The sequence below is a fragment of the Streptomyces sp. NPDC026092 genome, assembly GCF_040638605.1.
Taxonomy (GTDB): Bacteria; Actinomycetota; Actinomycetes; order Streptomycetales; family Streptomycetaceae; genus Streptomyces.
Map to the genome: position 1 here is coordinate 174,691 of NZ_JBEZYN010000016.1, position 24,258 is coordinate 198,948.

Here is a 24,258-nt window from a genome sequence, read left to right on the forward strand (position 1 = left end):
GACCTTCCATGAACTGGACGCTCGAAGTCGTCCTCGTCCCCGTGACCGACCTGGACCGGGCGAAGGAGTTCTACGGCGAGAGGTGCGGCTTCACGATCGACCTCGACACCGAGGTCGCGCCGGGCATCCGGATCATCCAGGCGACGCCGCCGGGCTCGCGCTGCTCGATCTCGATGGAGAGCGGCATGCCGCCGATGCCGGGCACGAAGCCGATGACCCCGGGCAGCCTGCAGGGCCTCCAGCTGTGCGTCACCGACATCGAGGCGGCCCGCGAGGAGCTGCTCGGCCGGGGCGTGGACGTCTCCCCGGTCCGCCGCGTGGGCGCGTCGGGCTGGGAGGAGGGCAAGGGCGAGACGTGGAACTCGTTCCTCACCTTCGCGGACCCGGACGGCAACGGCTGGGTGGTCCAGGAGGCCCCGTCGGAGCTGTCGGAACGCTGAGCGGGGGCGGGAGAGAGACGGTCTCACTCCCCCACGCCGAACTCCACCCGGTAGTACCGCACCCGCTCGTCCTCGCCCACGTACCGCATTCCGGCGCCCTCCATGACCTTCTGCGAGGCGACGTTCCCCAGATCGGCGTCGCCCTTCGCCCCGGCGACCCCCTGCGCGCGGGCCAGGTCGAGCAGCGCGCGCAGGGCCTCGGTGGCGTACCCCCGCCCCCGTACCCCGGGCACGAGCCCGTACCCCACGGTCACGAACCGCCCCTCGTCGGGCGGCCCGTGGAACCCGATCCCCCCGACGGCGACCCGGTCCTCCCGGCGCCGTATCTCGTACGGCCCGAACACCCCGGGGTCCCCGTGCTCGTCCCGCGCGTCCAGGAACCGCCGCGCCACGGCGACATCCACGTCGGAGGGGTACCCCTCCGCCCACTGCCCCGGGAACGCGGGCACAAGGCCGACGATCCGCGCCGCATCGTCGGCACTGAGCCGCCGCAACACCAGCCGCTCACTCAACAACTCGTCCATCCCGCCTGACTACCACCCGACCGCCCCACGTCACATCAGGTTTTCAGGAGGGAGGGGCTGTCGGAATGACGTCGGGGCGCCGGTCGGGGTGTGCCGCGCACGCCTCCGGCTCCGGGACGGGAATCGGTCGTACCGTGCGAGCAACCCGTCCGGATACCGGACAACGTCCCGCCACTCCGGCGTTCCCCTGGAGGTCATGATGCCCAGTCCGCCCCAGCCGTTCGGCACCGTCGTCAGCACCATCGGCGTCAATCTGCGGAAGTACCCGAGCACCGACTCGACCATCGTCGGCAACCTGAACCACGGCGCCGAGATCGGTCTGCGCAGCAAGGTCCACGCCCAGACCATCGACGGCAACAGCATCTGGTACCTGCTGCGCGACCAGGCCGTCTGGGTCGCCGCCCGGCACGTGGACAACACAGGAAACGTCCCGCTCTCCAAGGACGTCGAACCGGCCGCCCCCCAGGGCTGACAGCGCCCAGCCCCTTCGGGGCTCGCCCCGAGCGACCCGGGGCCGGCGACCCACCGCCGCCGGCCCCGGTCCCGGCTACAGCACCGGCAGGTTCTTCCGCAGCTCGAAGGCCGTGACCTCGGAGCGGTACTCCTCCCACTCCTGCTTCTTGTTGCGCAGGAAGTGGCGAGCCGGACCTCTGTCCTCGTGTGATCCCTGATTTCCCAGGTGGGCAGGGCTCGCAAGGAGTGGTTCTAGGTGGCCAGCAGTGGCCCTAGGGCGCCTTCGGACGGCCCGAGGACGGCCCGGGCCAGCCGCCGGACTCAGCGCGGCGGGCTTGCTGGTCCGTGGCTCACGCGATCACCCCATACGCCAACGAGTCCCCCCAGTGTGAACTCAACGCACCCCGCGGGGGACCAAGTTCGGAAACAGCCGTCGCCCGTGCTTCGTCAACGCTAGCCTCCTCGAAGGATAGTGAAAATCAGCGAGAGGGGGCCCAAAATTAGCGCTACCCCAATGGATGACGCCAGCGCCTGGAGCATCGGAGTTGTACGCGCCTGCGATCAGTTCGTCGCCCAGGTCGCATCTATCGAGGAAATCAATAGGACAGTAATCCCCGAAATGGAGGAGAGGCACATCAAGAGCCCCTTCGGCCCTCTTGATGAAATCGGCCAGTACCTTTCTCCAGACGAAAAGCTCGTTTTCGCCAAAGGGGCCAGAGAACTCGCTAACGGCATACTTGAAGTCACCGAGAGAGCCAAGCGAGGGGAAACAGGTGATCCCTTTAGCGTCAAACTGCACGGTTCAGCCGGCGCCGCACTCTCACACATGGTCAGCTACGGGGCGAGGTTCATAAACGCCGATCCACAACATCAACTCTTGCGGAATTCTCTCCTTGTCTCAGCGGTTTCCGGCTTCGAGGTTCTCTTTGGTCGAATTGCCCGCGCCATCCTCGACATCAACCGCGCCGCATTCATGGACTCCGACCACGGCTTCACCCTCCAGCAGCTATCCGAGTTTGGATCACTGGACGACGCCCGCGAGTTCCTAATCGAACGCCAAGTCACCAAACTCCTCTACGAGAGCGTAGACGGATGGGACAAGTGGCTCAAGCGAGCCAGCGGGGGACTCACCATGTCCGATCTCCCAGTCGAGTGGATGACAGTCCGCGAAGGATTCGCCAGGAGGAACCTAATCGTCCATGCTGACGGAGTGGCAAATCAGATATACCTAGGAGCTCTGAGAAACCTGGACAGCAATCGCAACTGGGGGGTCAAGCTCAACGAGAAGCTAAGCGCTGATGGCGACTACCTTTCCGACTTCCTGCAGGAGCTCATGGCGCTCGGAAGAATTCTCTCCGTTGGAATCGGAATCAGGATGCGTAAGCGCGACGAGCAGGCATTCCTGTCCAGCCTACAGGGCGACACCTATAGAAGTGTCAGGTCGGGCCACTGGAAAGCAGCCATACACACCTCAGAATACACACTGCGGCACAGTCTGCCGCGCAACAAAAAGATTGGCGCGCAGGTTTCATCATGGGTCGCCCGGAAGGCTCTATTCGGTGTCGATCAGATTCGCCCAGAGGTGGAGACGTGGGATGTAACCGGCCTCGCTCCCGAGCTCTCACACTATAAGCATGTCCTCCTGAATGAAACCGAGGCGGCTGTGACAGAAATTCGAAAGCTGCTGGAAATGGGGAAACTCACAGCATTCGAGATCGCGGTCGATCCCCTGTACGAACAGGTGAGGAAATTCATCGTCAATACCTCAGCCAAGCCAATTTCGCATGAGGCACGGGAGGAGATTTAGCGACCGCTCGAAGATATCGATGAGACCGACATCGCCGGGGCGGAGAGCAGTCGTCACTTGAGGCACCAGGCCTCGAAGTCGCCAGCATCGCTACGCTGATCATCAGGACGTCACGGATCGGGAGTGTGCATCAGGGATGGGTCCCAAAACCCAGAGGGTCTACGAGACGATTCGGACCTGGATCGAGACGGGCCGATACGGGCCCGGCGACAAGCTTCCGTCCGAGCGGGCGCTGAGCGCCGAGCTTGCGATCGGTCGCACTGCGCTGCGTCAGGTACTCGCGCGTCTCGTGAGCGAGCACTTCATCAGAGCCCATGACCGCAGCTCGTACCGGATCCTCGGCGGCGGGAGCACCCCGGCGCCGGCCGAGCGGGAGCCGTGGAAGATCCACGGCTCCCGCCACGTCTACGAGAACCGTTGGGTCAATCTGGATCTGGTCGACGTGGAGCCTCCGGGCGTGGAGCGCTTCGAGCATCACGTGGTGCGCCTCTTCCGTGTAGCCGTCACCGCCGTGATCGACGACCAGGACCGCGTGCTCATGCTGTGGAGGTACCGCTTCGTTCCTCAGCAGTGGGGCTGGGAGCTGCCCGGAGGGATCGTGGATCCGGGCGAGGACGCCGCCGCCACGGCCGCGCGCGAGACCGAGGAAGAGACTGGCTGGCGGCCCGGCCCTGTCGAGCACGTCGTGAGCTACCAGCCGATGATCGGCATGGTCGACTCACCGCACGAGATCTTTGTGGCTCGTGGAGCCGAGAAAGTCGGCGAGCCTACGGACGCGGAAGAGGCGGGGGAAGTCGCCTGGATCTCCCTCGACGACATTCCCCGACTGATGTCTGAGGGCAAGCTCATGGGTTCGGGCACACTCGTGGCGCTGCTCCACATCCTGGCGTCCCGCACTAGAGGCGACCGGTAAGCAGCTCCACGCGGCGGCGATACCGCACGGATCCCGTGCGGTTCGCCAGCAACCTGGCTTGTTGAAGGTGGGACCGCGCGTCTTCCAGCTCCCCCCGGGCCAGGTGCGCCTGAGTGAGATCGCAATGCAGGCCGGAGTTCGCGCGTACGAAGGAGACGTCCGCGCTGGCCAGGGAGGCGTACAGCTCTTCCATTGCTGAGGCATCCCCGAGCTTGGCAAGGACGTTCCCGCGCCACCTCGCCAGGTGGTCCGTATTGAGGAAGATGCTCAGCATGTCGGCATCACGCACTTCCCCGTCATCGGGGAGAAGCGACGTTGCTCGCTCAAGCGCCGCCCGTGCCTCTGACTCCCAACCTTCCCCAGCCGCTGCGCACAGCTCGGCCTCGGCGGCAGCGAGCCACGCACGCAGCCGCGGCGACTGACGCTCGGGGTAGGTGCTCTGCGCATCTCGCACCAGTTCGATCGCGAGCTGGGGTCGACCGGCGTCCGCGAGTACGTACGCCTGCTCACCCATGGCGTGCGCAAGGTAGAGCGGGGACTCGGCGTCCTGGGCGGCTCTCTTGGCGAGTTCGTACCTCCGCCATGCCCTGTCCACCGCGCCGGCGTCCAGCGCCTGCCATGCGGCGAGGGTGGACGCTCCTGCCAGCGCAGTCGCGATGGGCTTCCGCATCCCTGGCAGCACGGCGAAGGTCAGCGCCTCTTCCATGGCCGCCAGGTGACCGTTCATCTGGTCGACCAAGCCGGTCGCGCCCATCTGGCGGTCCATGGTGCGGAGCAGCTCTGTCTGTGCGAGGAATGACGGGACCATGGACTCACTGAGGCTGCCCGCCGCATCGATCCGGCTCAGCAAGTCCGCGTAGCCGTCCACCAGTTGCTCAGGTACATCGGGCTCGCCTCGCAGTTCGTCGTCCGTGACGCCCAGGAGCGGCCGGAGGATCACGGCGTACCGATCCGTGATGGTGCGTCGGCCGTTCTCCCACTCCGAGATGTAGGTCTTGAGGCTCGCCGCCGAGGCAATGTCGAGCAGCCGTTGCTCCGCGAACCTCCGCATCTCGTAGATCAATCGATCCTGCGACCACCCTCGCGCGGTCCTGAGTGCCCTTAACCCCTTAGTCACGCCGCCTCCTACAAAGCCCCAGGTGAGAGCCGGTTAACACCCTCGAGGTTAACCCCAGTTGGCTACCGCAGCACCCAACTCAGGCCGTTCTCTGGAGACGCACACCAACACGCACCCGACACCGAGGGTTGCATCTGGTGCGCACCAGATGCCAAGCTATTGGTGCGCACCAGATGGGCCGGAATGGTCCGGGGCTGGTGTGCCCACAACTCAACAGAGTGATCCACCGCAGCAATACGACCGTGAGGACGCCGGCCGAGGTGAGTGGAGACCAGCCGATGGAGAACGGGCCCGTGTCACAACCGGGCCCCACGCCCGCAGGGGGACCCACAGTCGGCTCTAAAGAACCGCGTGGCCACATTGACGCCGCAACGGCTCCGGGAACCAGACCTCCCCGGAGTCAGCGGCACCACGCGAGTAGGAGGTCTGAACTGCTCCACCCACCCCTTCCGCAGCCTCTAGCTGCGGCCGGTTGCCTCCTCCGCCCGTCCGGCCGCCCTCGGGTCGTACGGACGGGGTCGAGGGGAGCCGGATTCCTGGTTCCAACGGCGAGAGGCCCCGGAGGTGCAACTCCGGGGCCTCGTTCCGGGCCGTTCCTGACTGAGAGGAACACACCCAATGAAGTCCATCGCTGCACTTCAGGCCGTTGTTACGGCCACTCCGTTCGACGGCGAGCCGTCGGCGGCTGAACTGGACGCGATCGAGCAGGAGATGCCGCTGATCCTGGCGGAGGTCGACCTGCTCGACGCGCAGATCGCGACCCTCGACCACACCCCGACGGTGCTCGACTCCCGCCGGATCCGCCGGGCCCGCCGCCGCGTCCTCGCCGCCCGCACCGCCCTCACCAACAAGGCCGCCACGGGTTGCCCGGAGGTGGCGTGATGGCCACCACGATCACCGCGCACATGTCCAACCGGCAGGACCGCTGGCGGATGTATGTGGTGCTGCCGGGCCCGGTGTCGCAGTGGCCCGAGTACGACCTCGGGCCGGGCGAGGTGCCGACCGTTCGGGAGCGTTCACGGGCGCTGAACGCGCTCGGCTACACGTTCACCGGCGACCCGGACTGGCGGTGGACCGAGTCGAGCGTGTGGCCGGATGACCCGGCCTCCGCGGTACGCCTCATCGCCTCGATCGAGGTGCGGGAGGCCCGAGAATGAACAGTGTTCAGATCCGTTCAGCCGAACGCGCGCTCTCGGTCGGGACGTGGCTGATCGTGGCCGGGGCGATGCTCTACTCGATCCTCACCGTCACCCCCCTGATGGCGGCTCACACGCCGGACGAGTGGGACTGGACAGCGCCGATCCTGCCCCTGGTGGTGGACGCCGCAGTCGTCATCGTGGTCCGCCTGGACGCGGTCCTGGCCCGTCTGGGCGGGCACGGTGGCCGATGGCCCATCGCGCTGCGGTGGATGACCGGCTGCATGACCCTGGCCCTGAACGTGGCCGACTCCGCGCTGAGGAAAGACCTGGTCGGCGTGGCCGTCCACGCGGTCGCACCGCTTCTTCTCATCGTCACGGCGGAGACCGGACTCGCCTACCGGCGGGCCATCAGCGCCGCTCTCGCGGCGCTGGAGCTGGAGCGGAAGGCCGAGCAGGCAGAGCGCGACCGGGAGGCCCGGGAGCGGCGCGAGGCGCAGGAGCGGCGGGTCCGCGAGGAGCGCGAGCACGCCGAGAGACTGGCTCGTGAACAGCGCGAGCACGAGGCCCGCCTCGGCCGTGAACAGGCCGAGCGGGAGGAAGCCGCACGGCGTGCCGAGCGTGAGCAGTCCGAGGCGCGGGAGGCGGCGGAGCGGGAGGCCCGTGAACGCCGTGAGGCCGAGCGTGAACAGCAGCAGCGGGAGCGTGAACGCCTGGAGCGGGAGGCTGAACAGCGCCGCGAGGCCGAGCGTCTGGCGCACGAGGCCGCAGCCCGCCGCGAGGCGACGGACCGGGAGGCGCGGGCGGCTCGTGAACGGGCCGCGCTGCTCGCCGACGGTCCGGTGAACGCCAAGCTGCCCGAGGACCACGCGCGCCAGATCGTCGCCGCCGCGTTCACGGAGGGCATGTCGGTGCGGGCGGCGGCGGACCTGTGCGGCTGGTCGATCGGCTGGGTCTCCACTCGCTACCAGGAACTGCGCGACACCACGACCGGCCGGATGCTCGAAGGTGCCACGTCGTGAACGGCCTGCCGGTCTACCGGTGGCGCCTTGCCCCCGACGGCTACGCGACCTACCGCCAGCTGCGCGCCCTCGGGCTCCGTCCCGGCGGACAGGACGTCGCGGCCCAGCTCGAACGTCCCCGCCGCCGGCGGGGGCCGCTGGTCGCCTACCTCTACCGCATCGACCGGGCCAAGCCCGTCCGCCCCATGACGCCCGCCCGCTGGGCGGCACTGGAGCGGGCGAACGCTGCCCGTCGGATGTGCCCGAACTGCCGCCGCGACGCCGGGTATCGCATCCCGCCGTCGCTCGGCATGTGCACCCCTTGCGCCGACGCCTGACATGACAGGAGAAACCGAGCATGAGCAGCACCACCGAGCAGAGCAACACCGAGGCCGAGCAGCAGGGCACGCACCACTACGTGCTCACGCTCGACCTGCCCGGCCGGATTGCCGGTAGCTGGCAGGGCACGGTCACCCCGGGTTCCGGTGACACCCGGCAGGACGTTTTCGTGATGCTGCGGGAGCACATCAGCGAGTCCAGCCCCGAGTTCGCCAGGGCCAACGTCGTCTTCTTCTCCCTGGAGCCGAACCAGCTCTGACCTGCAACACCTCGCCCAGCAGAGCCCGCACGCCGCGCCGTAGGAAGCATCGCGTGCGGGCCCTGCTGTTCTCCGCGAAGGAGTGCACACCAGCATGACGGACACCACCCTCGCTCCGGTAGCAGGCACCGACGCCCCTCCGGACACCACACCGACCCCGACTCCCGAACCGAAGACCTCCCAGGCCGCCGTCGTGGAGCACACTCCCGGCGGGTGGCCGGTCGTCCCGCTCGCGATCACCAGCACGAACACCACCGCCTCCCTCCTGGCCGCCGCCGCGCTGGTCGGGGGTCCGGCCGCGCTCGCCGTCGCCGCTACCAGTGCGGTCGTGCTCGGCACCGCTGCTGCGGCCACTCGCCACCGCCACGACCGCAAGACCAAGCCCAACTCCAAGGCCACGAACGGCCGTGCGGCACACAAGGGCACCAAGGCTGGAGCAGCGTCCACCGGCCGGCGCGCCGGGCGTGTGCCGACGCAGACCCGTAACGGGAACTCCGGCGCCACCAAGACCGCTGGTCGCGGTACCGGATCCCGGAGCACCGCCTCTTCCCCGACCGGGAAGAAGCCCGCCGGGCTGAACAGCAGCAGTCGCAAGACGCCCAAGACCGGTGCATCCCATGCCGGTTCGTCCACGGCTCGCAAGCCTGCGGGTCGCGCGGGGCAGGTCAAGGCGCTGCGGGATGCCGCCCGGCAGACCTCGCCGTCCCGGGCCGCTCGCCGCAATGACACCAAGGGCGCGCGCCGTTCGGTGGCGGACGCCCGCCGTCAGGCCAAGGCCGACCAGCGGTCCGCGTCCCTGGCGAAGAAGGGGCCGCTGGGCCGGGCCGTGGGCAAGGCCGCGGGTCGCATCGGCAAGGCCCGTGGGGCGGCGATAGAGCGGGCCCGCGCGGCGCGGGACCGGCGGGCGGCCGGGCAGGTCGACGGCCAGCGTGACCAGGTTCGCAAGGCCCCGGCCCGGAAGGAAGCCCGGAAGGCTCTGCGTAGGTCGGCGGCCCGGTTCCAGCGGCGCCGCCTCCTGGCAGCGCTGCTCGCCGGGGCGCTGGGCATCGTCGGATTCGTGACGTCGCCGATCGGGCGGAAGCTCCGTCTGCCGTGGCTGATCCACCCCGGACGGCGCCTCTACGCCCGCCTCATGCGTACTGCCGCCGAGCAGCGCGCAGGGCGGGATGAGGAGATCCGGGCCGCGCTACAGGACGACGAGGCCGCCATCGACGCCGAGGCCGCCGACGAGGGATCCGAGCAGGTCAGGGACACGGCGGAGCGTCCCGCCGGCCTGGTTCCCGCAGCACCCACCAGCAGTGACACCACCGAGGGAGAGATCGTGTCGGGTTTCCGGTTCGAGGAGTACGCCGCGGAGATGGAAGCCGCGGCCAACAGCTACGAGCCCGAGGACGCCATGGAGATCCTCGCCATGGTCGAAGGGCTGCCCGCCGCGCTGACCAGCGTGGCGAACGTGATGAAGATCCTCGCCGAGCGGTCCGACTCCGAATTCCCGCTGGAGAAGGAAGTCGCGGACGGCTTCAGCGACATCTACGGCGCCCTCATGTCGGCAGTCGCGGTCGCGGAGGACATGGGGCCGCTGTTCCGCACCGCGCATGAGCAGGACATCGCCCGCCACGAGGACCCGCGCAACGGAACCGAGGCCGAGAAGGGATGGAACGTCTGACCATGGCCAACAACACCGCCACCACCACGGGGCCGGTGTGGGACTGGACCGCCGGTCACGGACCCGTGACCGGCGCCCTGTCCGCCACCACCGGAGCCCTCGCCATCGCCACCACCGGCGCCGCCACCGGAATGCCGCCCGGCTGGGCCCTCGCCGTCGGCGCCGCCGGCGCCATCGGCCACACCATCACCAGCCTGAAAGACCGCCTCTCCGCCCGCACCGTCTCCATGCGCGCCGCGGCGTGGCTGGTCGGCGCCGGATGGACCACCTGGGCCATCACCACCGGCCCCCTGACCTGGGCCGCCCTCGGCTCCCTCGCCACCCTCGGCGTCGGTCTCGGCGCCGCCGCCCGCTCCACCCTCCTCTACGAAGAGGCCCGGGAGCTGGAAGCGATCGCACAGGCCGAACGGCAGGTCGCCCGCGAACTGTCCGCCGAACGGCGCGCGATCGCGGCCGAGTGGGTGGACCGGATCCAGCGGGTCTGCGGCATCACCGTGCGGGTCCTGGCCGTGGAGCAGTGGCCGACTGGGACCGGGTTCACGATCGATGCCGAACTGCCGCCCGGCGGTACGACCTACGACCGGATCGCCCAGCACTCCGCGCAGCTCTCTGCCGATGCCCGTCTGCCGCACGGCTGCACCGCCACCGCGTCGCAGGGCATCGACCAGGGCCGCGTCCTGATCGACGTGACCACCGTGAACGTCCTCGCCGAGGAGATCACGTACCCCACCGACTACGGCCCGCTGTCCCTGCTCACGGGGATTCCGTGGGGGCTGCGGACGAACGCGGACGAGGTCAGCGTCTACCTGCGTGAGCAGTGCGCGCTGGTGGTCGGGCCGACCGGTTCGGGCAAGACGAACATGGTCCACACAATCCTCGCCGGATTCGCCCGCACCACCGACGTCCTGACCTGGGTGATCGACCTCAACGCCGGATCGGCCGGCCTGCCCTGGGTCCGCCCCGCCCTCACCGGAGACGGAACCGGGGGCGAGGCGATGAGGCCGGGTGTCGACTGGCTCGCGGCGGACTTCGACGAGGCCATACTCATGCTCGACGCGGCCGTCCGCATCGCCAAGCACCGCAAGATGGCCTACCAGGACCTGATGTCCAAGGCGAACACCGATCTGCTGCCCGTCTCCGCTCAGATCCCGCAGATCGAGATCGTGATCGACGAGGGCGCCGAGATCCTGGTCAGCACCGACCGCCAGATGAAGCAACTCGCCGCGAAGATCCTGGAAGTGATCCGGATCGCCCGCGCGATGGGCCTGCGGACAGTCCTGACCGCCCTCGGCGCCACCGGCGCCGTCCTCGGGAACATCATGATCCGCCGTGAAGCGAAGGTCCGCGTCGCTCTCACGGGCGGTGAGAAGGAGGGCATGGATCTGGGCAAGCAGTTCCCCGGCTCCCGTGGGCTGCGCGTGGACCAGGCCCCCTACAAGGGCTCCGGATTCATGGGCACCCCTGAATCACCGGCCGCCCTGTTCAAGTCGTGGCGGATTCTCCCGAACCAGATCGCCGAGATCGTCGCCGCCACGTCCGACCGGCACCCCGTCCTGGACGCCATCTCGGCCAAGGCTGCGGGCCCCGACTACGCGCGGCGCTGGGACCACGCCCGCACCGCGTGGATGCGCGACCACATCCACACCTCTGCGGACAGCGAGCCGGCTCCCGCTGCCCGGACAGGCCTGGACCTGTCCGCCCTCAGGTCCGAGCAGCAGCAGCCTGCGGTCGAGTCGGAGGCTGACGCGCTGGCTCGGGCGTTCCGCGAGCAGATCGACGCCCAGTTCGCCACCACGCCCGAGCCGGACGCCGAGCCGGAGGGCGAGCGGCCGGCCGGGCTGAATCTCTCGGCACTCCGCAACGATGCGGGCACCGGCCCGGACTGGCTGGCTTCGGCGGTCTCGGCGATCCGCGAGGCCGGGCCGGAGGGCATGAAGCCCGCGGCCGTCGCGGACATGGTGGGCCGGGGGCGGGAGTCGGTCCGCAAGGCCCTCAAGGCCGCCGCCGAGCGCGGCGAACTCCTCTACCGCGACCGGGGTCCGCACTCCGTCTACGTCCACCCCGACCACGCCTGAACGGCCGCACACCGCTACTGCCTACTGCCTACCGCCCACGAGGCAGTAGGCAGAGAACGGCCCTCTACTGCCCACACAGGGCGTCTCAACAGGGCTTTGGGCAGTAGGCAGTAGGCACTGGGCAGTAGCCAGTAGGCAGTAGATCCCTCACCCGAGCAACCACCCTCAGCGGGCGGCCCCTCCATCACGGGGCCGCCCGTACCTCGTCCCGGAGGCTGCAATGCCCTATGGACCCACTCTCCAGAGCACCACCCCCACCACCCCGTACGGCGACCCGATCCTGCGGCCCACCGTCGTTCAGCAGCCGGTGATCCTTCCCCAGGAGATCCCGCCCGGCGTCGACTGGGTCACCCTCCCCAACGGCGTCCGCACCCTCGCCTACACCCACCCCACCGCCCCGCCCCCGGCCGCTGGCCCGGTCGCTCAGCCGGTGCCCGCGTGGGCCAAGACCACTGCCCTGCTCGCCCCCACCGTCGGCGGCGGGATCGCAGCCGCCGGCATCGGACTCTCCTACGCAGCCCCGGGACTCATCGCCATGAGCCAAGCCCTCTGGTCCGCCGCCGCACTCATCGTCGCCGCCGTCATCGCCGTCCCCCTCCTCATCAAGGGAGCCCGCCGGGCCACTGGCACGGGGCGGGAGGGGTCCACGCACATCACGCAGAACTTCACCGCGACCGGCCTGTTCGGCCGCGCCAACGGCACCATCAACCACCGCTGAAACGCCGAGAGCGGCCCCCGTCTCGCCAAAGTCCGGGGCCGCCCTCATCCAGCACCGATCAAAGAACTGGAGACATCCAGCATGACTCATCCGACGCCCATCCGGCGAGACGGCGAGCGGCCGTTACACCTCGGCACTGCGCTGTTCCTGGCGGCGGCTGGAGTGCCGGTGCTGCCGCTCCGGGCAGGGAAGGTGCCATTCGGCAACTGCCCTTCCTGCACAAGCAACGCGTGCGGCGGCCGACCGAATATGAAGACGCCCGGCCCCTGCACCTGCCCGCTGGTCTGCCACGGCTGGGCCGCCGCCACAACCGACACCGCCGTCCTGTCCTCCACGGCTTGGGCGGCCACGTGGCAGCACGCTGAGACGGTCGCTTACCACCCCGGCGGCGCCGGTTTGACCGTGGTCGACCTCGACGACGCCGACGCGGTCGCGTGGGCCCGCGAATCCCTTCCCCCGACCCGTACCGTGCCGACCACGCGTGGAGAGCACTGGATCTACAGGGGCGCGATGCGCTCAGCCAACCACGTACGGCCTGGCGTGGACATCAAGTCCCTGATGGCCTACGCCCGCTGGATCGGCACCGGCACCGGCAGCATGGCGCCGCTGCCGCCGATCATCCTCGCGTTGGTGGCGAGGGAAGAGACCACCCCGCCCCGCCAGGGGGTGGACTCTTCGTCTCCCACCCGCGGCACGTGGGACCGCAGCGTCGCCACCGGCTGCCGCCACACCGGTACCTACGTCCAGACCGGCCTGCAGCGCGGTCTCGCGCGTATCAAGGCCCACCCCGACAGCGGTGCCGGGACAGCCGCGTACGGGGTCGCCCGGTTCCTCGCCAATCAGCACAACGCCTGCCCCGGACCATGCGGCCTCGGCCTCTTGGGCCAGCAGATCGCGGACGCCGCCGTCTCAGTCGGCGTCCCAGCCCCCTACGCGCAGCGAGCCGTCGCCAACGGCTTCCACAGCGCCCTGGGAGCCACGGCATGAGCGCCGCCCAACAGCCCCAGCGACTGAAGGCCGTAGGCGCCCTAAAGGGCGTCGCCGAAGGCGTCCTTTCGAGCCCTGACCCGCACCCGACGTCTGGCCCCCGCATCGTCGGGATGCTCCACATCACCGCGCCGCCGAGCCGCTACGCCATCCCCACCGCCACCTCGACATGCGAATGCGGACGCAACCGCAGCGCCGTCGGACGGCCCCAGGTACTCGCCCTCATCGCCGACCACACCGCCCACCGGGACCTGTGCCCGCTCCTGCAGGAAGGGAGGACCGCCGCATGACCACACACGACCCCGAACTGTGGGCAGGGTTCGAGGAGATGTCCGCCGAGGACGTCGCCGGGCCCGTCTGGGACGAGCCGGTACCCATCAACCCGCGCGGCCCGCTCCCCGCCTTCCCCATCGACGCACTGCCTGACTGGCTCGGCGCCATGACGGCCGAGGTCGCCGAGGAGACGCAGACCCCCGTCGACCTCGCCGGATGCCTCGCGCTGGCCGTCATCGGCACCGCCGCCGGCGGACGCCTCACCGTCAACGTGCGCGGCCAGTGGAGCGAACCGGTCAACCTCTACACCGCCGTCGCCCTCCCGCCCGGCAACCGCAAGAGCGCTGTGTTCGGGCTCATGACCAAGCCCCTGCTCGCCGCCGAGCAGGCGCTCATCGAGCTGACGGCGCCGCAGCGGGCCGAGGCCGCGGCTGCCGCGCGGATCGCGAAGGCGGCTGCCGAGCGGGCCGAGAAGTTGGCCGCCAACGCCGAGCCGGACAAGGTCGCTGATCTGACCGCCTCGGCCGTGTCCCTGTCGGATGCCGCGGAGCGGGCCGTGGTCCCGGTCGAGCCGCAGCTCATCGCCGACGACATCACCGCCGAGAGCCTGACCACGCTCCTCGCCCAGCAGGACGGACGGATCTCGATCCTGTCGCCCGAGGGCGAGATCTTCGAGATCATCGCGGGCCGCTACTCCGGCGGCACCCCGAACATGGGCATCTTCCTCAAGGGCCACGCCGGGGACATGGCCCGCGTCAACCGCCAGGCCAGAGACGCCCAGTACATCGAGAACCCCGCCATCACCATGGGCCTGGCCGTGCAGCCGGCCGTCCTCGACGCCATCGGCCAGATCAAGGGCGCCGACGGACGCGGCCTGCTCGCCCGGTTCCTCTACTCCAAGCCCGAATCCCTCGTCGGCCGCCGCAACCTCACCCCGCAGCTGCTCTCCCCGGACACCGCAGCCACCTACGCCCAGAACCTCGGCCGCCTCGCCCTGACCCTCGCGGCCTGGACGGAGACCGCCACTCTCACCCTGGCGCCCGAGGCGGACGCGGTCCTGCTCGCCTACCAGCGCGTCACCGAGTCCCGGCTCGGCAAGGGCGGATCCCTCGCCACCATCATCAACTGGGCCAGCAAGCGCGACGGCGCCGTCGCCCGCATGGCTGGACTCCTCCACCTCGCCGCCCACCCCGAGGACGCCTGGGATCGGCCCATCGGCGCCGAGACCATGGCCGCCGCCACCCGCCTCGGGGACTACTTCACCGCCCACGCCCTCGACGTCTTCGACGCCATGGGCGCCGACCCCGCACTGGCAGCCGCGCATACCGTGCTGACCCACCTGCGCGAGACCCGCACCACCGCCTTCACCAAACGCGACCTCTTCCGCGCCATGCCCCGGGGCGAGTTCCCCGCCATGCGCGACCTCGACCCCGCCCTGAGCCTCCTGGAGGAACACGGCTGGGTCCGCCAGCAGCCCCCGCCGCCCCGCACCGGACGCGGCGGCCGACCGCCCTCCCCCCGCTACGAGACCCACCCCCGCGCCACCCCCGGCGCCTGAAAACCCCCCAACCCACTGACAGAACTGACAGAACCTCCCAGCACGGAACCTGACCTGCGGAAACAGGCACTCCCGGAGCGCTGACAAAACTCCCGGAAACTCTGACAGAACCTCGGCACCGTCCAGCGGCCCGCTGTGACAGAACCCCGCCCGGAGGTTCTGTCAGAGTTCTTCGAGGTTTTGTCACGACAGTCGATGCCGCCAAACCCGCAGCTCAGAAGCCGTACGGCGCGGTTCTGTCAGTTCTGTCAGCACACCCCGGGGTTCTGTCACCCCAGACCGAGCTGAAGGATCCCAATGGCAACCGCCAAGATGCCCCCGACGGTCACCGAACTCCCCGACCGGTACCTCACCCCGGAAGACATCGCCGCAATGTTCTCCATCCCCATCGAGACCGTGTACCACTGGCGCAAGCAGCGCACTGGCCCGCCCGGATTCCGCGTCGGCCGTCACGTCCGCTACGACCCCGCTGCCGTCCAAGCCTGGGTCACCCAGCAGAGCGACCTCGACGCCGCCGCCTGATCCACCCACCTCGGCCCGTGGTGCTCCCCACCGGAGCGCCACGGGCCTTCCCGTACCCGAAAGGACCGCAGCCACAATGGCCGGCCACATCCAAGACCGCTGGTACAAGCCCGAGACCGGCACCGACGGAAAGCCCCGACAGGTCAAGACCGACCGCCACGGGCTCGGGCTCCGGTACCGCGCCCGCTACATCGGCCCCGACGGCACCGAGAAGTCCAAAAGCTTCCCCGACAAGCAGAAGCGCCTCGCCGCCAAGTGGCTCTCCAGCATCGAGGCCGACATGTCCCGGGGCCAGTACGTCGACCCCGCCGCGGGCCGGACCACGTTCCGGGAGTACGGCGAGAGGTGGCTCGCGTCCCAGACGACGGACCCGACCACGCGGACGGCGGTGAACGTGCAGCTTCGGCGCCACGCGTTCCCGTACATCGGAACGCGGCCGCTCGACTCGTTCCGGCCCGAGCACATCCGGGACTGGCTGAAGGAGCTGGAGACGGCGCTGCCTGTGTCCTCGTACCGACGCGTCATTTTCGCGAGCGTGTCGGCCGTGCTCGCGGCAGCCGTCGACGACGAGCTGCTCGCCAAGAATCCGTGCAAGTCCCGCTCGGTCCGCCCGCCAGCGCCGGTATCGCCCCGGGTGAGGCCGTGGACCCCGGAGCGGCTGTTCGCGGTGCGGTCCGCTCTCCCGAAGCGCTACCGGACAATGGTCGACGTAGGCGGCGGGTGCGGGCTCCGTCAGGGGGAAATCTTCGGTCTGGCCGAGGAACACGTCAGGTACGACGACGGTTGGCTTCACGTGGCCAACCAGGTGAAGGTGGTCAACGGCCATCTCGTCTTCGGCCCGCCGAAGCGCGGGAAAGAGCGTGACGTCCCGCTCCCCCGCCAGGTCGCCCGGGTCCTCCGCGAGCACGCCGAGGAATTCCCGCCCGTCGACGTCTCCCTGCCGTGGCTGAAGCCGGACGGGCCGCTCATCACGAAGCGGCTGTTCTTCTCGCTCACGGGCGGCGGGGCCGTACGGCGGACCGACTTCAACACGAGGGTGTGGAAGTTCGCCCTCGTCCAGGCCGGCGTCATCCCGGAGCCCGAGGAGGGCGAACGCCACCAGGCCGCCCGCGAACACGGGATGCACGCGCTGAGGCACTTCTACGCCTCGGTCCTCCTGGACGCCGGCGAGAACATCAAGGCGCTGAGTACGTACCTCGGGCACAGCGACCCCGGCTTCACGCTCCGGGTCTACACGCACCTCATGCCGAGCAGCGAGGGACGCACCCGCCGGGCCGTGGACGACATGTACTGGACCCCCGGTTCGACGCCAGACGGCCCACAGACGGCCCAGGGCGAGTGAGACGACTCAGGGCCAGCGGCTGAGTGCCGCCGGCCCTGATCGTCGTTTCGGGGAGACGCCCCCGCTGACCTGCGCCTACAGCACCGGCAGGCTCTTCCGCAGCTCGAAGGCCGTGACCTCGGAGCGGTACTCCTCCCACTCCTGCTTCTTGTTGCGCAGGAAGAAGTCGAAGACGTGCTCGCCCAGGGTCTCCGCCACCAGTTCGCTGCGTTCCATGAGGTGGATCGCCTCGCCCAGGTTCTGCGGGAGGGGTTCGATGCCCATCGCGCGGCGTTCCGCGTCCGAGAGGGCCCAGACGTCGTCGTCGGCGCCGGCCGGGAGTTCGTAGCCCTCCTCGATGCCCTTGAGGCCCGCCGCCAGGAGGACCGCGTAGGTCAGGTAGGGGTTGGCGCCCGAGTCGATCGAGCGGACCTCCACCCGCGACGAGCCCGTCTTGCCCGGCTTGTACATCGGGACGCGGATCAGGGCCGAGCGGTTGTTGTGGCCCCAGCAGATGTACGAGGGGGCCTCGCCGCCCGCGCCGGCCGCGCGGGAGGAGCCGCCCCAGATGCGCTTGTAGGAGTTGACCCACTGGTTGGTGACGGCCGAGATCTCCGCCGCGTGCTTCAGCAGGCCCGCGATGAAGGAACGTCCCACCTTGGAGAGCTGGTACTCCGCGCCCGACTCGTAGAACGCGTTCCGGTCGCCCTCGAAGAGCGAGAGGTGGGTGTGCATGCCCGAGCCCGGGTACTCCGAGAAGGGCTTCGGCATGAAGGTCGCCTGGACGCCCTGCTCCAGCGCCACCTGCTTCATCACCAGGCGGAACGTCATGATGTTGTCCGCCGTCGACAGCGCGTCCGCGTAGCGGAGGTCGATCTCCTGCTGGCCCGGCGCGCCCTCGTGGTGGGAGAACTCCACCGAGATGCCCATCGACTCCAGCATCGTGATGGCCTGGCGCCGGAAGTCCATGCCCACGTTCTGCGGCGTGTGGTCGAAGTACCCGGAGTTGTCGGCGGGGGTCGGCTTCGAGCCGTCCAGCGGCTTGTCCTTCAGGAGGAAGAACTCGATCTCCGGATGGGTGTAGAACGTGAAGCCCAGGTCCGAGGTCTTGGCCAGAATGCGCTTGAGGACGAAGCGCGGGTCCGCGAAGGACGGCGAGCCGTCCGGCATCAGGATGTCGCAGAACATCCGGGCCGTGCCCGGGGCCTCGGCGCGCCAGGGCAGGATCTGGAAGGTGCCCGGGTCCGGCTTCGCGATCATGTCGGATTCGTATACGCGGGCGAAGCCCTCGATGGCGGAGCCGTCGAAGCCGATGCCCTCGTCGAACGCCTGCTCAAGCTCGGCGGGCGCCACGGCCACCGACTTCAGGAAGCCGAGGACGTCGGTGAACCACAGCCGCACGAACCGGATGTCGCGCTCTTCGAGCGTCCGGAGCACGAATTCCTGCTGCTTGTCCATTTCCACACCCATCTTTGCTGGTCAGGCCGCCTGTTCCCACCGCCTCGGGCACATCGGAGGGCACCTGAGCATCCCACCACATGGTTTCGCGCACGTTGCACACCCATAGTGCCCGCTCGCGTGTGACTCAGGTAACGGAAGACAGGCCGGATCCGGGCGTCTGTTCGCTCCGCGGTTGCCCCCGAGTGTCCCCTCCAGGCCCTCCGGCCACTACGATCTCCGGCCATGGGGGGACCTCTGTCCGTACGCCGGTCCCGGCGCGCGCGTCCCATGGCACTGGCGAGTGCCGTGGCGACGCTCCTCGCCGCGCTCTTCGTCTGTCTGGGGAGCGGAGAGTCCGGTTCCGCGCACCACGGGCGCGACACCTCCGCGGACCGGGTCGCGGGAGCCACCGGCGCCGCGCCCGTCGTCCCCGTCTTCAGCGAGTACGTCTGTCCTTATGACCGCGACGGCTGCTCCCTCTTCCCCTCGCTCAGCCCGGCGGTGCTCACCGCGCCGCCGCTCGACCCCCCGCCGCAGGCGGAGGGCCGGCTCCCGGGCCCCGTGGCGGCGTACGACACCGCCCGGGCACCCCGCTCGGCCGCGCAGCCGCGCGCGCCGGACCTGCACGTCCTTCAAGTCCTGCGGACGTAGCCGGCGGGCCACCACCCCTTGCCCCGCCCACGGCTCACGCCCGACGCCTGACGCCACCCCACATCCGAGAAGGACGACCACCATGGCCGCCAACCGCTCCGCCAACGCCGACCGCCGCGCCCGAATAGAGGAGATGCGCCGCGCCGAGCAGGCCCGCGAGCGCCGCAACCGCTTCATCACCATCGGCGTCTCCGCCGTGGTCGTCCTGAGCCTCGTCGGCTTCGGCGGCTACGTGCTCAACCAGCAGTCCGAGAAGAAGGAGAAGCAGGAGGCCGCCGCCAAGGCGCCCATCAAGGACGAGAAGTCCTGGGACGCCAAGAAGCTCGGTCGCAACCACGTGACCACCCCGGTCTCCTACGAGATGAAGCCGCCGGTCGGCGGTGACCACGACCAGGTCTGGCAGAACTGCGACGGCGACGTCTACACGACGCAGATCGCCGACGTGAACGCCGTCCACTCGCTGGAGCACGGCGCGGTCTGGGTCACGTACAGCAAGAAGGCCCCCGAGGCCGAGGTGAAGAAGCTGGCCGAGAAGGTCGGCAAGACCCCGTACACGCTGATGAGCCCGATCGACGACCAGGCCGGCGCGATCATGCTGAGCGCCTGGGGCAAGCAGGTGACCGTGGACAGCGCGAGCGACCCGCGGGTCGACGCCTTCTTCACCAAGTACGTGCAGGGCCCGCAGACCCCCGAGCCGGGCGCGGCCTGCACCGGTGGTGTCGGAGCCACCCAGTGAAGCTGACCCGTACGCACGGGGCCTCGATCGCCGCCGTCGTCCTCGCGCTGCTCTTCGCCGGGGGTGCCGTCACGGTCGCCTCCGGAGAGGACGAGGGCGCGGCTGCGGCCTCCCCCGCCTCGGTGTCGGCGGACGCGGGCTTCGCCCGTGACATGTCCGTCCACCACCAGCAGGCCGTCGAGATGTCGTTCATCGTCCGGGACCGGACCGAGGACGCGGACGTGCGCCGGCTCGCGTACGACATCGCCAACACGCAGGCCAACCAGCGCGGCATGATGCTGGGCTGGCTGGACATGTGGGGGCTGCCGAAGGTCGAGTCGGGCACCGAGCCGATGGCCTGGATGGGCATGGGCGGGCACGGTGACACCGGTCCCCTCGACGGGGCGCTGATGCCGGGGATGGCGACCGACACCGAGCTGGACCGCCTGCGGAAGGCGAGCGGCAAGGAGGCGGAGATCCTCTACCTCCAGCTGATGATCGACCACCACAAGGGTGGTGTGCACATGGCCCAGGGCTGTGTGGACAAGTGCTCCGTGGAGGTCGAGAAGAACCTCGCGCAGGGCATGGTCGAGGCCCAGGAGTCCGAGATCGGGCTGATGACCATGCTGCTGGAGCAGCGTGGAGCCAAGCCTCGCGGCTGAGCCCCGCACCCCGGCCCCCGTGACCCCAGCGGTCGCGGGGGCCGTCGCGTACGCGGACAATGGTTGACGCTCGGGGACGTACGACGACGTGACTACGGAGGTACGCACCCCATGACCACGGCGAAGGACATCATGCACCCCGGGGCCCAGTGGATTCCCCGGCACGAAACGCTCGACCGCGCGGCCCAGCTGATGCGCGACCTCAACGTGGGCGCCCTGCCGATCGCCGACGAGAACGAGCGGCTGTGCGGCATCATCACGGACCGCGACATCGTGGTCGGCTGTGTGGCCATGGGTCACGACCCGGCGAAGGTCACCTGTGGCGAGATGGCCAACGGCACCCCCCGCTGGATCGACGCCGGCTCGGACGTGGGCGCGGTCCTGGAGGAGATGCAGAGTCATCAGATCCGCCGCCTCCCCGTCATCGAGAACAAGAAGCTCGTCGGCATGATCAGCGAGGCCGATCTGGCCCAGCATCTGACGGACGAACAGATCAAGGCGTTCTGCGAGAGCGTCTACGCCGCTTCCTGAGGCCCGAGTCCCAGGACGGGGGTTCCGCCGGGGTGCAGTACCGCCCCGGCGACCACGTCCGGGCGGTCCAGCATCATCAGGTGGCCCGACGGCTCGACCGCCTCGTAGCGGGCGTCGAGCCGTTGGGCCAGCTCGCGTTGGCGGCGGGCCCAGCGGGCGGAGCCGTCGGGGGCCGCGAGGACGGTGACGGGGACGCCGGGCGGCAGCGGCCGCTCCTCGCGCAGCGCGAGGAGTTCGGCGGCGACCGCGCGGTAGTGGGCGTTCTCCAGGAGCGTGCCCCGCAGCACGCGTGAGGTGCGGTAGCAGCGGCGTACGAGGTCGGTGGGCGCCGGGTCGCCGCCCGACGCCCGGGAGAGCCGTACGGTGGCGCGGCGGACGGCCGGGCCGAGGGCGGCCGGGGCTCCGGCGGCCGAAATCAGGGTGCCGAGGCCGCGGGCGGCGGCGGTGCGCAGGGCGGGGGCGGCGGGCGTACGGGCCTGCTCCTCGACGGACGCGTCGACGAGGACGAGCCCGGCGGTGCGGGCCGGGTGCAGCCGGGCGAAGGCCTCCGCGTGGAACCCGGCGATGGAGTGCCCGACGACGGTGACAGGCCCCGCGGGCAGGGGCAGCGCGTCGAGGAGGCCGGCGATGCGGTGGGCCTCGCCGGTGGCCGAGGGCGGGACGGCGGCGGGGGCGGAGAGGCCGTGGCCGGGGCGGTCGAAGCGGACGACCGTGCGGTGCGGGGCGAGCAGCGGGACGACCGGGTCCCAGTCGAACCAGCTCATCCCGAGGCCGGCGCTGAGCACGCAGACGGGTCCGGTGCCCTCGACGACGACGTGGTGGGCCACTCCCCCGACCCGTACGAACTCGCTCACGGTCGCTCCCCTCGCTCCCTGGCCACGGAGACGGCGAGGACGACGAGCCAGACCGCGACGAGGAGGACCTGGAGCCGCTGTCCGGCCCCGAGCGCCCAGGTGTCGTGGCCCGCCTCGAAGGCGGCGACGGCGGCCAGCGTCCAGACGGTGGCGGCCAGTTCGACGGCGACGAGGGCGGGGCCGAACCGGGCCAGCGGCCGCCACACGCCGTGGCGGCGGGCGGCGTAGGTCAGCAGGAGCATGCCGGCGATGGCCGCCGCCATGGCGAGGCTGGAGCTGACCGCGTGGGCCGCATGGGTGAACGGGACAAGGCCTGCGTCCTCCCGGGCCGCGCAGGCCGGGTCGGCGGTGGGCGTGCAGCTGAGCGGCAGCCGCGAGTCGGCGACGGTGGCGGCCCCGAACAGCGCGAGGGCGACCCAGCCGGCGCGCACGAGCCTGCCGGGGCGGGCCCGTCGGCCGCTCCACAGCGCCGTCAGCGCCGCCGCGAGGATCAGGAGGCCGGAGGTGAGGTCGCTCGCGCGGAAGAAGTCGCCGTGCGGCTGGTCGGTGGCCATGAGCTCGGAGACGTACGACCGGACCGGGTCGAGCCCGGTCCGGACGACGGCTTCGAGAATCCACGCGCTGTAGGTGAGCGCGCCGAGGACGAGCAGGACGGCGGTGGCTCGCGCGGCACCGTCGGGCCGGGCCGGGGCGGGCCCGGACGAGGCGGGCCGGGGCAAGGACATAGTGGTACGGATGCTATTCGGGCACGGCGGTGTCCCGGTGGTCGGGGTGGACCCAGCTGGGCTTGCGGTACTTCAGGAGCGCCGCCGGGATCGCGAGGCCCAGGAACAGCAGCCCGCCGCCGACGATCAGCAGATAGCGCCAGAGCGGCTGGTTGCCGAACTGGTCGGGCGGTACGAAGCCGATGACGAGCGCCACCACGGAGGCGACGAAGCCGATCCCGGCCACCCACGCCACGGCGGGCACGCGGAAGCCGCGCTCGACCTCCGGCTGGGTCTTCCGCAGCTTGACGACGGCGACGAACATCAGCAGGTACGCGATGAGATAGATCTGCACGGTGATGACGGAGAACATCCAGTACGCGCTGGAGACGTCGTCGCTGAAGGCGTAGAGGACGCCGATGAGGGTGGTGATCACACCCTGGGCGATCATGATGTTCTGCGGGGTGCCGTACCGGTTGAACCGCTGGAGCGCGGGCGGCAGATACCCCTCCTGACGGGAGAGCAGGACGAGGCCCTTGGCGGGTCCGGCGAGCCAGGTGAGCATGCCGCCGAGGGCGGCCATGACGAGCATGATGCCGACGACCTTGGTCATCCAGCCGATGTGGAAGTGGTCGAAGAAGGCCTGGAACGCCTGCATGAGACCGGCGGTGAGGCTGAGTTCCTTCGACGGCATGACCCAGGCGATGGCCAGGGCCGGAAGGATGAAGATCAACAGGACGAGGCCGGTCGCCAGGAACATCGACTTCGGGTACTCGCGCTTGGGGTGCTTCAGCGAGGAGACGTGGACGCCGTTCATCTCCATGCCCGCGTAGGACAGGAAGTTGTTGACGATGAGGACGAGGCTGGCGAGGCCCGTCCACGGCGGCAGCCAGTGGTCGGGGCTCATGGGCTGCGCGGAGGGGTTGCCCTGGCCGAGGAAGACGATGCCGAGGACGACGAGCAGGACGCCCGGGATCAGCGTGCCGATGACCAGGCCGAAGGAGGAGAGCCCGGCGACCGTCTTCGTACCGCGCGAGGAGATCCAGACGCCGGTCCAGTAGACGACGATGATGACGATCGCGACGTAGAGGCCGTTCTCGGCGAGGGAGGGGTCGATGACGTACGCGAAGGTGGAGGCGACGTACGCGAGCAGGCTCGGGTAGTACGCGATCGTCATGGCGAACTGGCACCAGACGGCGAGGAAGCCGAGCGGCTTGCCGAGGGCCTCGCTGACCCAGCGGTAGATGCCGCCCGTCCAGCCGGAGGCGAGTTCGGCGCCGACGAGGGCGGTCGGGAGGAGGAACACGACGGCGGGGAGGAGATAGAGGAAGATCGCGGCGAGTCCGTAGATGGCCATGGCCGGGGAGGGCCGCAGGGAGGCGACGGACGCCGTGGTCATCAGCGCGAGGGTGACCCAGGAGATGCTGTTCATTCCCGGGGGACGCCCCCGGGCCCCCTGGCGTTTCGTGCCGTCGTCCTGAGGGACCGCCTCGATGACTTCGGCGGCGTTCCGCTCCGACTCCGCGGGGTCGTCAGTGGTCGTCATGGGCTCATGATCAACGGGACCCGGCGGCCCCGCATGTCGACGGCGA

Annotated in this window: 26 protein-coding genes; 20 read left to right on the plus strand and 6 right to left on the minus strand. The window is 69.8% G+C overall.

Features of this window, described 5'->3' with window-relative positions:
- The first annotated feature begins 8 nt into the window (after positions 1 to 8).
- A complete protein-coding gene (locus AB0F56_RS25325) occupies positions 9 to 440 on the plus strand; it encodes a VOC family protein (RefSeq protein ID WP_362013554.1) in 432 nt (143 codons plus the stop codon).
- A gap of 23 nt (positions 441 to 463) precedes the next feature.
- On the opposite strand, the gene AB0F56_RS25330 is transcribed toward AB0F56_RS25325, so the two are convergent.
- Entirely contained in the window at positions 464 to 964 is a 501-nt protein-coding gene (locus tag AB0F56_RS25330) for a GNAT family N-acetyltransferase (protein WP_362013556.1), read from the minus strand.
- Between the two features lie 199 nt (positions 965 to 1,163).
- Between AB0F56_RS25330 and AB0F56_RS25335 the strand changes: the two genes are divergently transcribed.
- The 3 genes from AB0F56_RS25335 to AB0F56_RS25345 all read left to right on the plus strand — a co-directional run bounded on the left by AB0F56_RS25335 (position 1,164) and on the right by AB0F56_RS25345 (position 4,137).
- A complete protein-coding gene (locus tag AB0F56_RS25335; RefSeq protein ID WP_362013558.1) occupies positions 1,164 to 1,436 on the plus strand; it encodes an SH3 domain-containing protein in 273 nt (90 codons plus the stop codon).
- A gap of 495 nt (positions 1,437 to 1,931) precedes the next feature.
- Complete coding sequence (locus tag AB0F56_RS25340; RefSeq protein WP_362013560.1) at positions 1,932 to 3,224, plus strand: hypothetical protein; 1,293 nt, start codon at positions 1,932 to 1,934, stop codon at positions 3,222 to 3,224.
- 136 nt (positions 3,225 to 3,360) lie between these two features.
- Positions 3,361 to 4,137: an NUDIX domain-containing protein gene (locus AB0F56_RS25345; protein WP_362013561.1), complete on the plus strand. Its 777-nt coding sequence runs from the start codon at positions 3,361 to 3,363 to the stop codon at positions 4,135 to 4,137.
- On the opposite strand, the gene AB0F56_RS25350 is transcribed toward AB0F56_RS25345, so the two are convergent.
- A complete protein-coding gene (locus AB0F56_RS25350) occupies positions 4,121 to 5,254 on the minus strand; it encodes a helix-turn-helix transcriptional regulator (protein WP_362013562.1) in 1,134 nt (377 codons plus the stop codon). The two genes, AB0F56_RS25345 and AB0F56_RS25350, sit on opposite strands and share 17 nt — an antisense overlap.
- A gap of 618 nt (positions 5,255 to 5,872) precedes the next feature.
- Here AB0F56_RS25350 and AB0F56_RS25355 point away from each other — a divergent pair.
- The 12 genes from AB0F56_RS25355 to AB0F56_RS25410 all read left to right on the plus strand — a co-directional run bounded on the left by AB0F56_RS25355 (position 5,873) and on the right by AB0F56_RS25410 (position 17,130).
- Positions 5,873 to 6,136 carry a DUF6284 family protein gene (locus tag AB0F56_RS25355; protein ID WP_362013563.1) on the plus strand — a complete coding sequence of 88 codons (264 nt, stop codon included), beginning with the start codon at positions 5,873 to 5,875 and terminating at the stop codon, positions 6,134 to 6,136.
- The gene (locus AB0F56_RS25360; RefSeq protein WP_362013565.1) at positions 6,136 to 6,411 is read left to right on the plus strand and encodes a DUF6303 family protein; all 276 of its coding nucleotides are present in this window, start codon (positions 6,136 to 6,138) and stop codon (positions 6,409 to 6,411) included. Before AB0F56_RS25355 ends, AB0F56_RS25360 begins: the two co-directional genes overlap by 1 nt.
- Complete coding sequence (locus tag AB0F56_RS25365) at positions 6,408 to 7,412, plus strand: DUF2637 domain-containing protein (protein ID WP_362013566.1); 1,005 nt, start codon at positions 6,408 to 6,410, stop codon at positions 7,410 to 7,412. Before AB0F56_RS25360 ends, AB0F56_RS25365 begins: the two co-directional genes overlap by 4 nt.
- Complete coding sequence (locus AB0F56_RS25370; protein ID WP_362013567.1) at positions 7,409 to 7,729, plus strand: RRQRL motif-containing zinc-binding protein; 321 nt, start codon at positions 7,409 to 7,411, stop codon at positions 7,727 to 7,729. Before AB0F56_RS25365 ends, AB0F56_RS25370 begins: the two co-directional genes overlap by 4 nt.
- 20 nt (positions 7,730 to 7,749) lie before the next feature.
- On the plus strand, positions 7,750 to 7,989 hold the full coding sequence (locus AB0F56_RS25375) for a hypothetical protein (RefSeq protein ID WP_362013569.1): 240 nt from the start codon (positions 7,750 to 7,752) through the stop codon (positions 7,987 to 7,989).
- A 94-nt stretch (positions 7,990 to 8,083) separates the two neighbouring features.
- Entirely contained in the window at positions 8,084 to 9,655 is a 1,572-nt protein-coding gene (locus tag AB0F56_RS25380; RefSeq protein WP_362013571.1) for a hypothetical protein, read from the plus strand.
- A gap of 2 nt (positions 9,656 to 9,657) precedes the next feature.
- Complete coding sequence (locus AB0F56_RS25385) at positions 9,658 to 11,730, plus strand: hypothetical protein (protein ID WP_362013573.1); 2,073 nt, start codon at positions 9,658 to 9,660, stop codon at positions 11,728 to 11,730.
- 220 nt (positions 11,731 to 11,950) lie between these two features.
- Entirely contained in the window at positions 11,951 to 12,448 is a 498-nt protein-coding gene (locus AB0F56_RS25390; protein WP_362013575.1) for a hypothetical protein, read from the plus strand.
- A gap of 81 nt (positions 12,449 to 12,529) precedes the next feature.
- Positions 12,530 to 13,435: a bifunctional DNA primase/polymerase gene (locus tag AB0F56_RS25395; protein ID WP_362013577.1), complete on the plus strand. Its 906-nt coding sequence runs from the start codon at positions 12,530 to 12,532 to the stop codon at positions 13,433 to 13,435.
- Positions 13,436 to 13,721: 286 nt separating this feature from the next.
- Positions 13,722 to 15,266: a YfjI family protein gene (locus tag AB0F56_RS25400; RefSeq protein ID WP_362013579.1), complete on the plus strand. Its 1,545-nt coding sequence runs from the start codon at positions 13,722 to 13,724 to the stop codon at positions 15,264 to 15,266.
- A gap of 297 nt (positions 15,267 to 15,563) precedes the next feature.
- The gene (locus AB0F56_RS25405) at positions 15,564 to 15,788 is read left to right on the plus strand and encodes a helix-turn-helix domain-containing protein (protein ID WP_362013581.1); all 225 of its coding nucleotides are present in this window, start codon (positions 15,564 to 15,566) and stop codon (positions 15,786 to 15,788) included.
- 76 nt (positions 15,789 to 15,864) lie between these two features.
- Complete coding sequence (locus AB0F56_RS25410) at positions 15,865 to 17,130, plus strand: site-specific integrase (protein WP_362013583.1); 1,266 nt, start codon at positions 15,865 to 15,867, stop codon at positions 17,128 to 17,130.
- 75 nt (positions 17,131 to 17,205) lie between these two features.
- On the opposite strand, the gene AB0F56_RS25415 is transcribed toward AB0F56_RS25410, so the two are convergent.
- Complete coding sequence (locus AB0F56_RS25415; RefSeq protein WP_362013585.1) at positions 17,206 to 18,567, minus strand: glutamine synthetase family protein; 1,362 nt, start codon at positions 18,565 to 18,567, stop codon at positions 17,206 to 17,208.
- Between the two features lie 225 nt (positions 18,568 to 18,792).
- On the opposite strand from AB0F56_RS25415, the gene AB0F56_RS25420 reads away from it, so the two are divergent.
- The 4 genes from AB0F56_RS25420 (at position 18,793) to AB0F56_RS25435 (ending at position 21,108) form a co-directional block, all read left to right on the plus strand.
- Positions 18,793 to 19,200 carry a hypothetical protein gene (locus AB0F56_RS25420; protein ID WP_362013587.1) on the plus strand — a complete coding sequence of 136 codons (408 nt, stop codon included), beginning with the start codon at positions 18,793 to 18,795 and terminating at the stop codon, positions 19,198 to 19,200.
- Between the two features lie 82 nt (positions 19,201 to 19,282).
- Positions 19,283 to 19,936: a DUF3105 domain-containing protein gene (locus AB0F56_RS25425; RefSeq protein ID WP_362013588.1), complete on the plus strand. Its 654-nt coding sequence runs from the start codon at positions 19,283 to 19,285 to the stop codon at positions 19,934 to 19,936.
- Between the two features lie 2 nt (positions 19,937 to 19,938).
- Positions 19,939 to 20,577 (plus strand): DUF305 domain-containing protein, encoded by a 639-nt coding sequence (locus tag AB0F56_RS25430; RefSeq protein ID WP_362013618.1) that lies wholly within the window; start codon positions 19,939 to 19,941, stop codon positions 20,575 to 20,577.
- 111 nt (positions 20,578 to 20,688) lie between these two features.
- Positions 20,689 to 21,108 carry a CBS domain-containing protein gene (locus AB0F56_RS25435; protein ID WP_362013590.1) on the plus strand — a complete coding sequence of 140 codons (420 nt, stop codon included), beginning with the start codon at positions 20,689 to 20,691 and terminating at the stop codon, positions 21,106 to 21,108.
- Here AB0F56_RS25435 and AB0F56_RS25440 read toward each other — a convergent pair.
- From AB0F56_RS25440 to AB0F56_RS25450, 3 genes are read right to left on the minus strand one after another with little or no spacing between them, the layout of a single operon-like run.
- The gene (locus tag AB0F56_RS25440; protein ID WP_362013591.1) at positions 21,093 to 21,962 is read right to left on the minus strand and encodes an alpha/beta hydrolase; all 870 of its coding nucleotides are present in this window, start codon (positions 21,960 to 21,962) and stop codon (positions 21,093 to 21,095) included. The genes AB0F56_RS25435 and AB0F56_RS25440 overlap by 16 nt on opposite strands.
- Positions 21,959 to 22,687 (minus strand): DUF998 domain-containing protein, encoded by a 729-nt coding sequence (locus tag AB0F56_RS25445; protein ID WP_362013592.1) that lies wholly within the window; start codon positions 22,685 to 22,687, stop codon positions 21,959 to 21,961. The genes AB0F56_RS25440 and AB0F56_RS25445 overlap by 4 nt, the downstream gene beginning before the upstream one ends.
- Before the next feature lie 13 nt (positions 22,688 to 22,700).
- A complete protein-coding gene (locus AB0F56_RS25450; protein ID WP_362013593.1) occupies positions 22,701 to 24,212 on the minus strand; it encodes an APC family permease in 1,512 nt (503 codons plus the stop codon).
- Between the last annotated feature and the right edge of the window lie 46 nt (positions 24,213 to 24,258).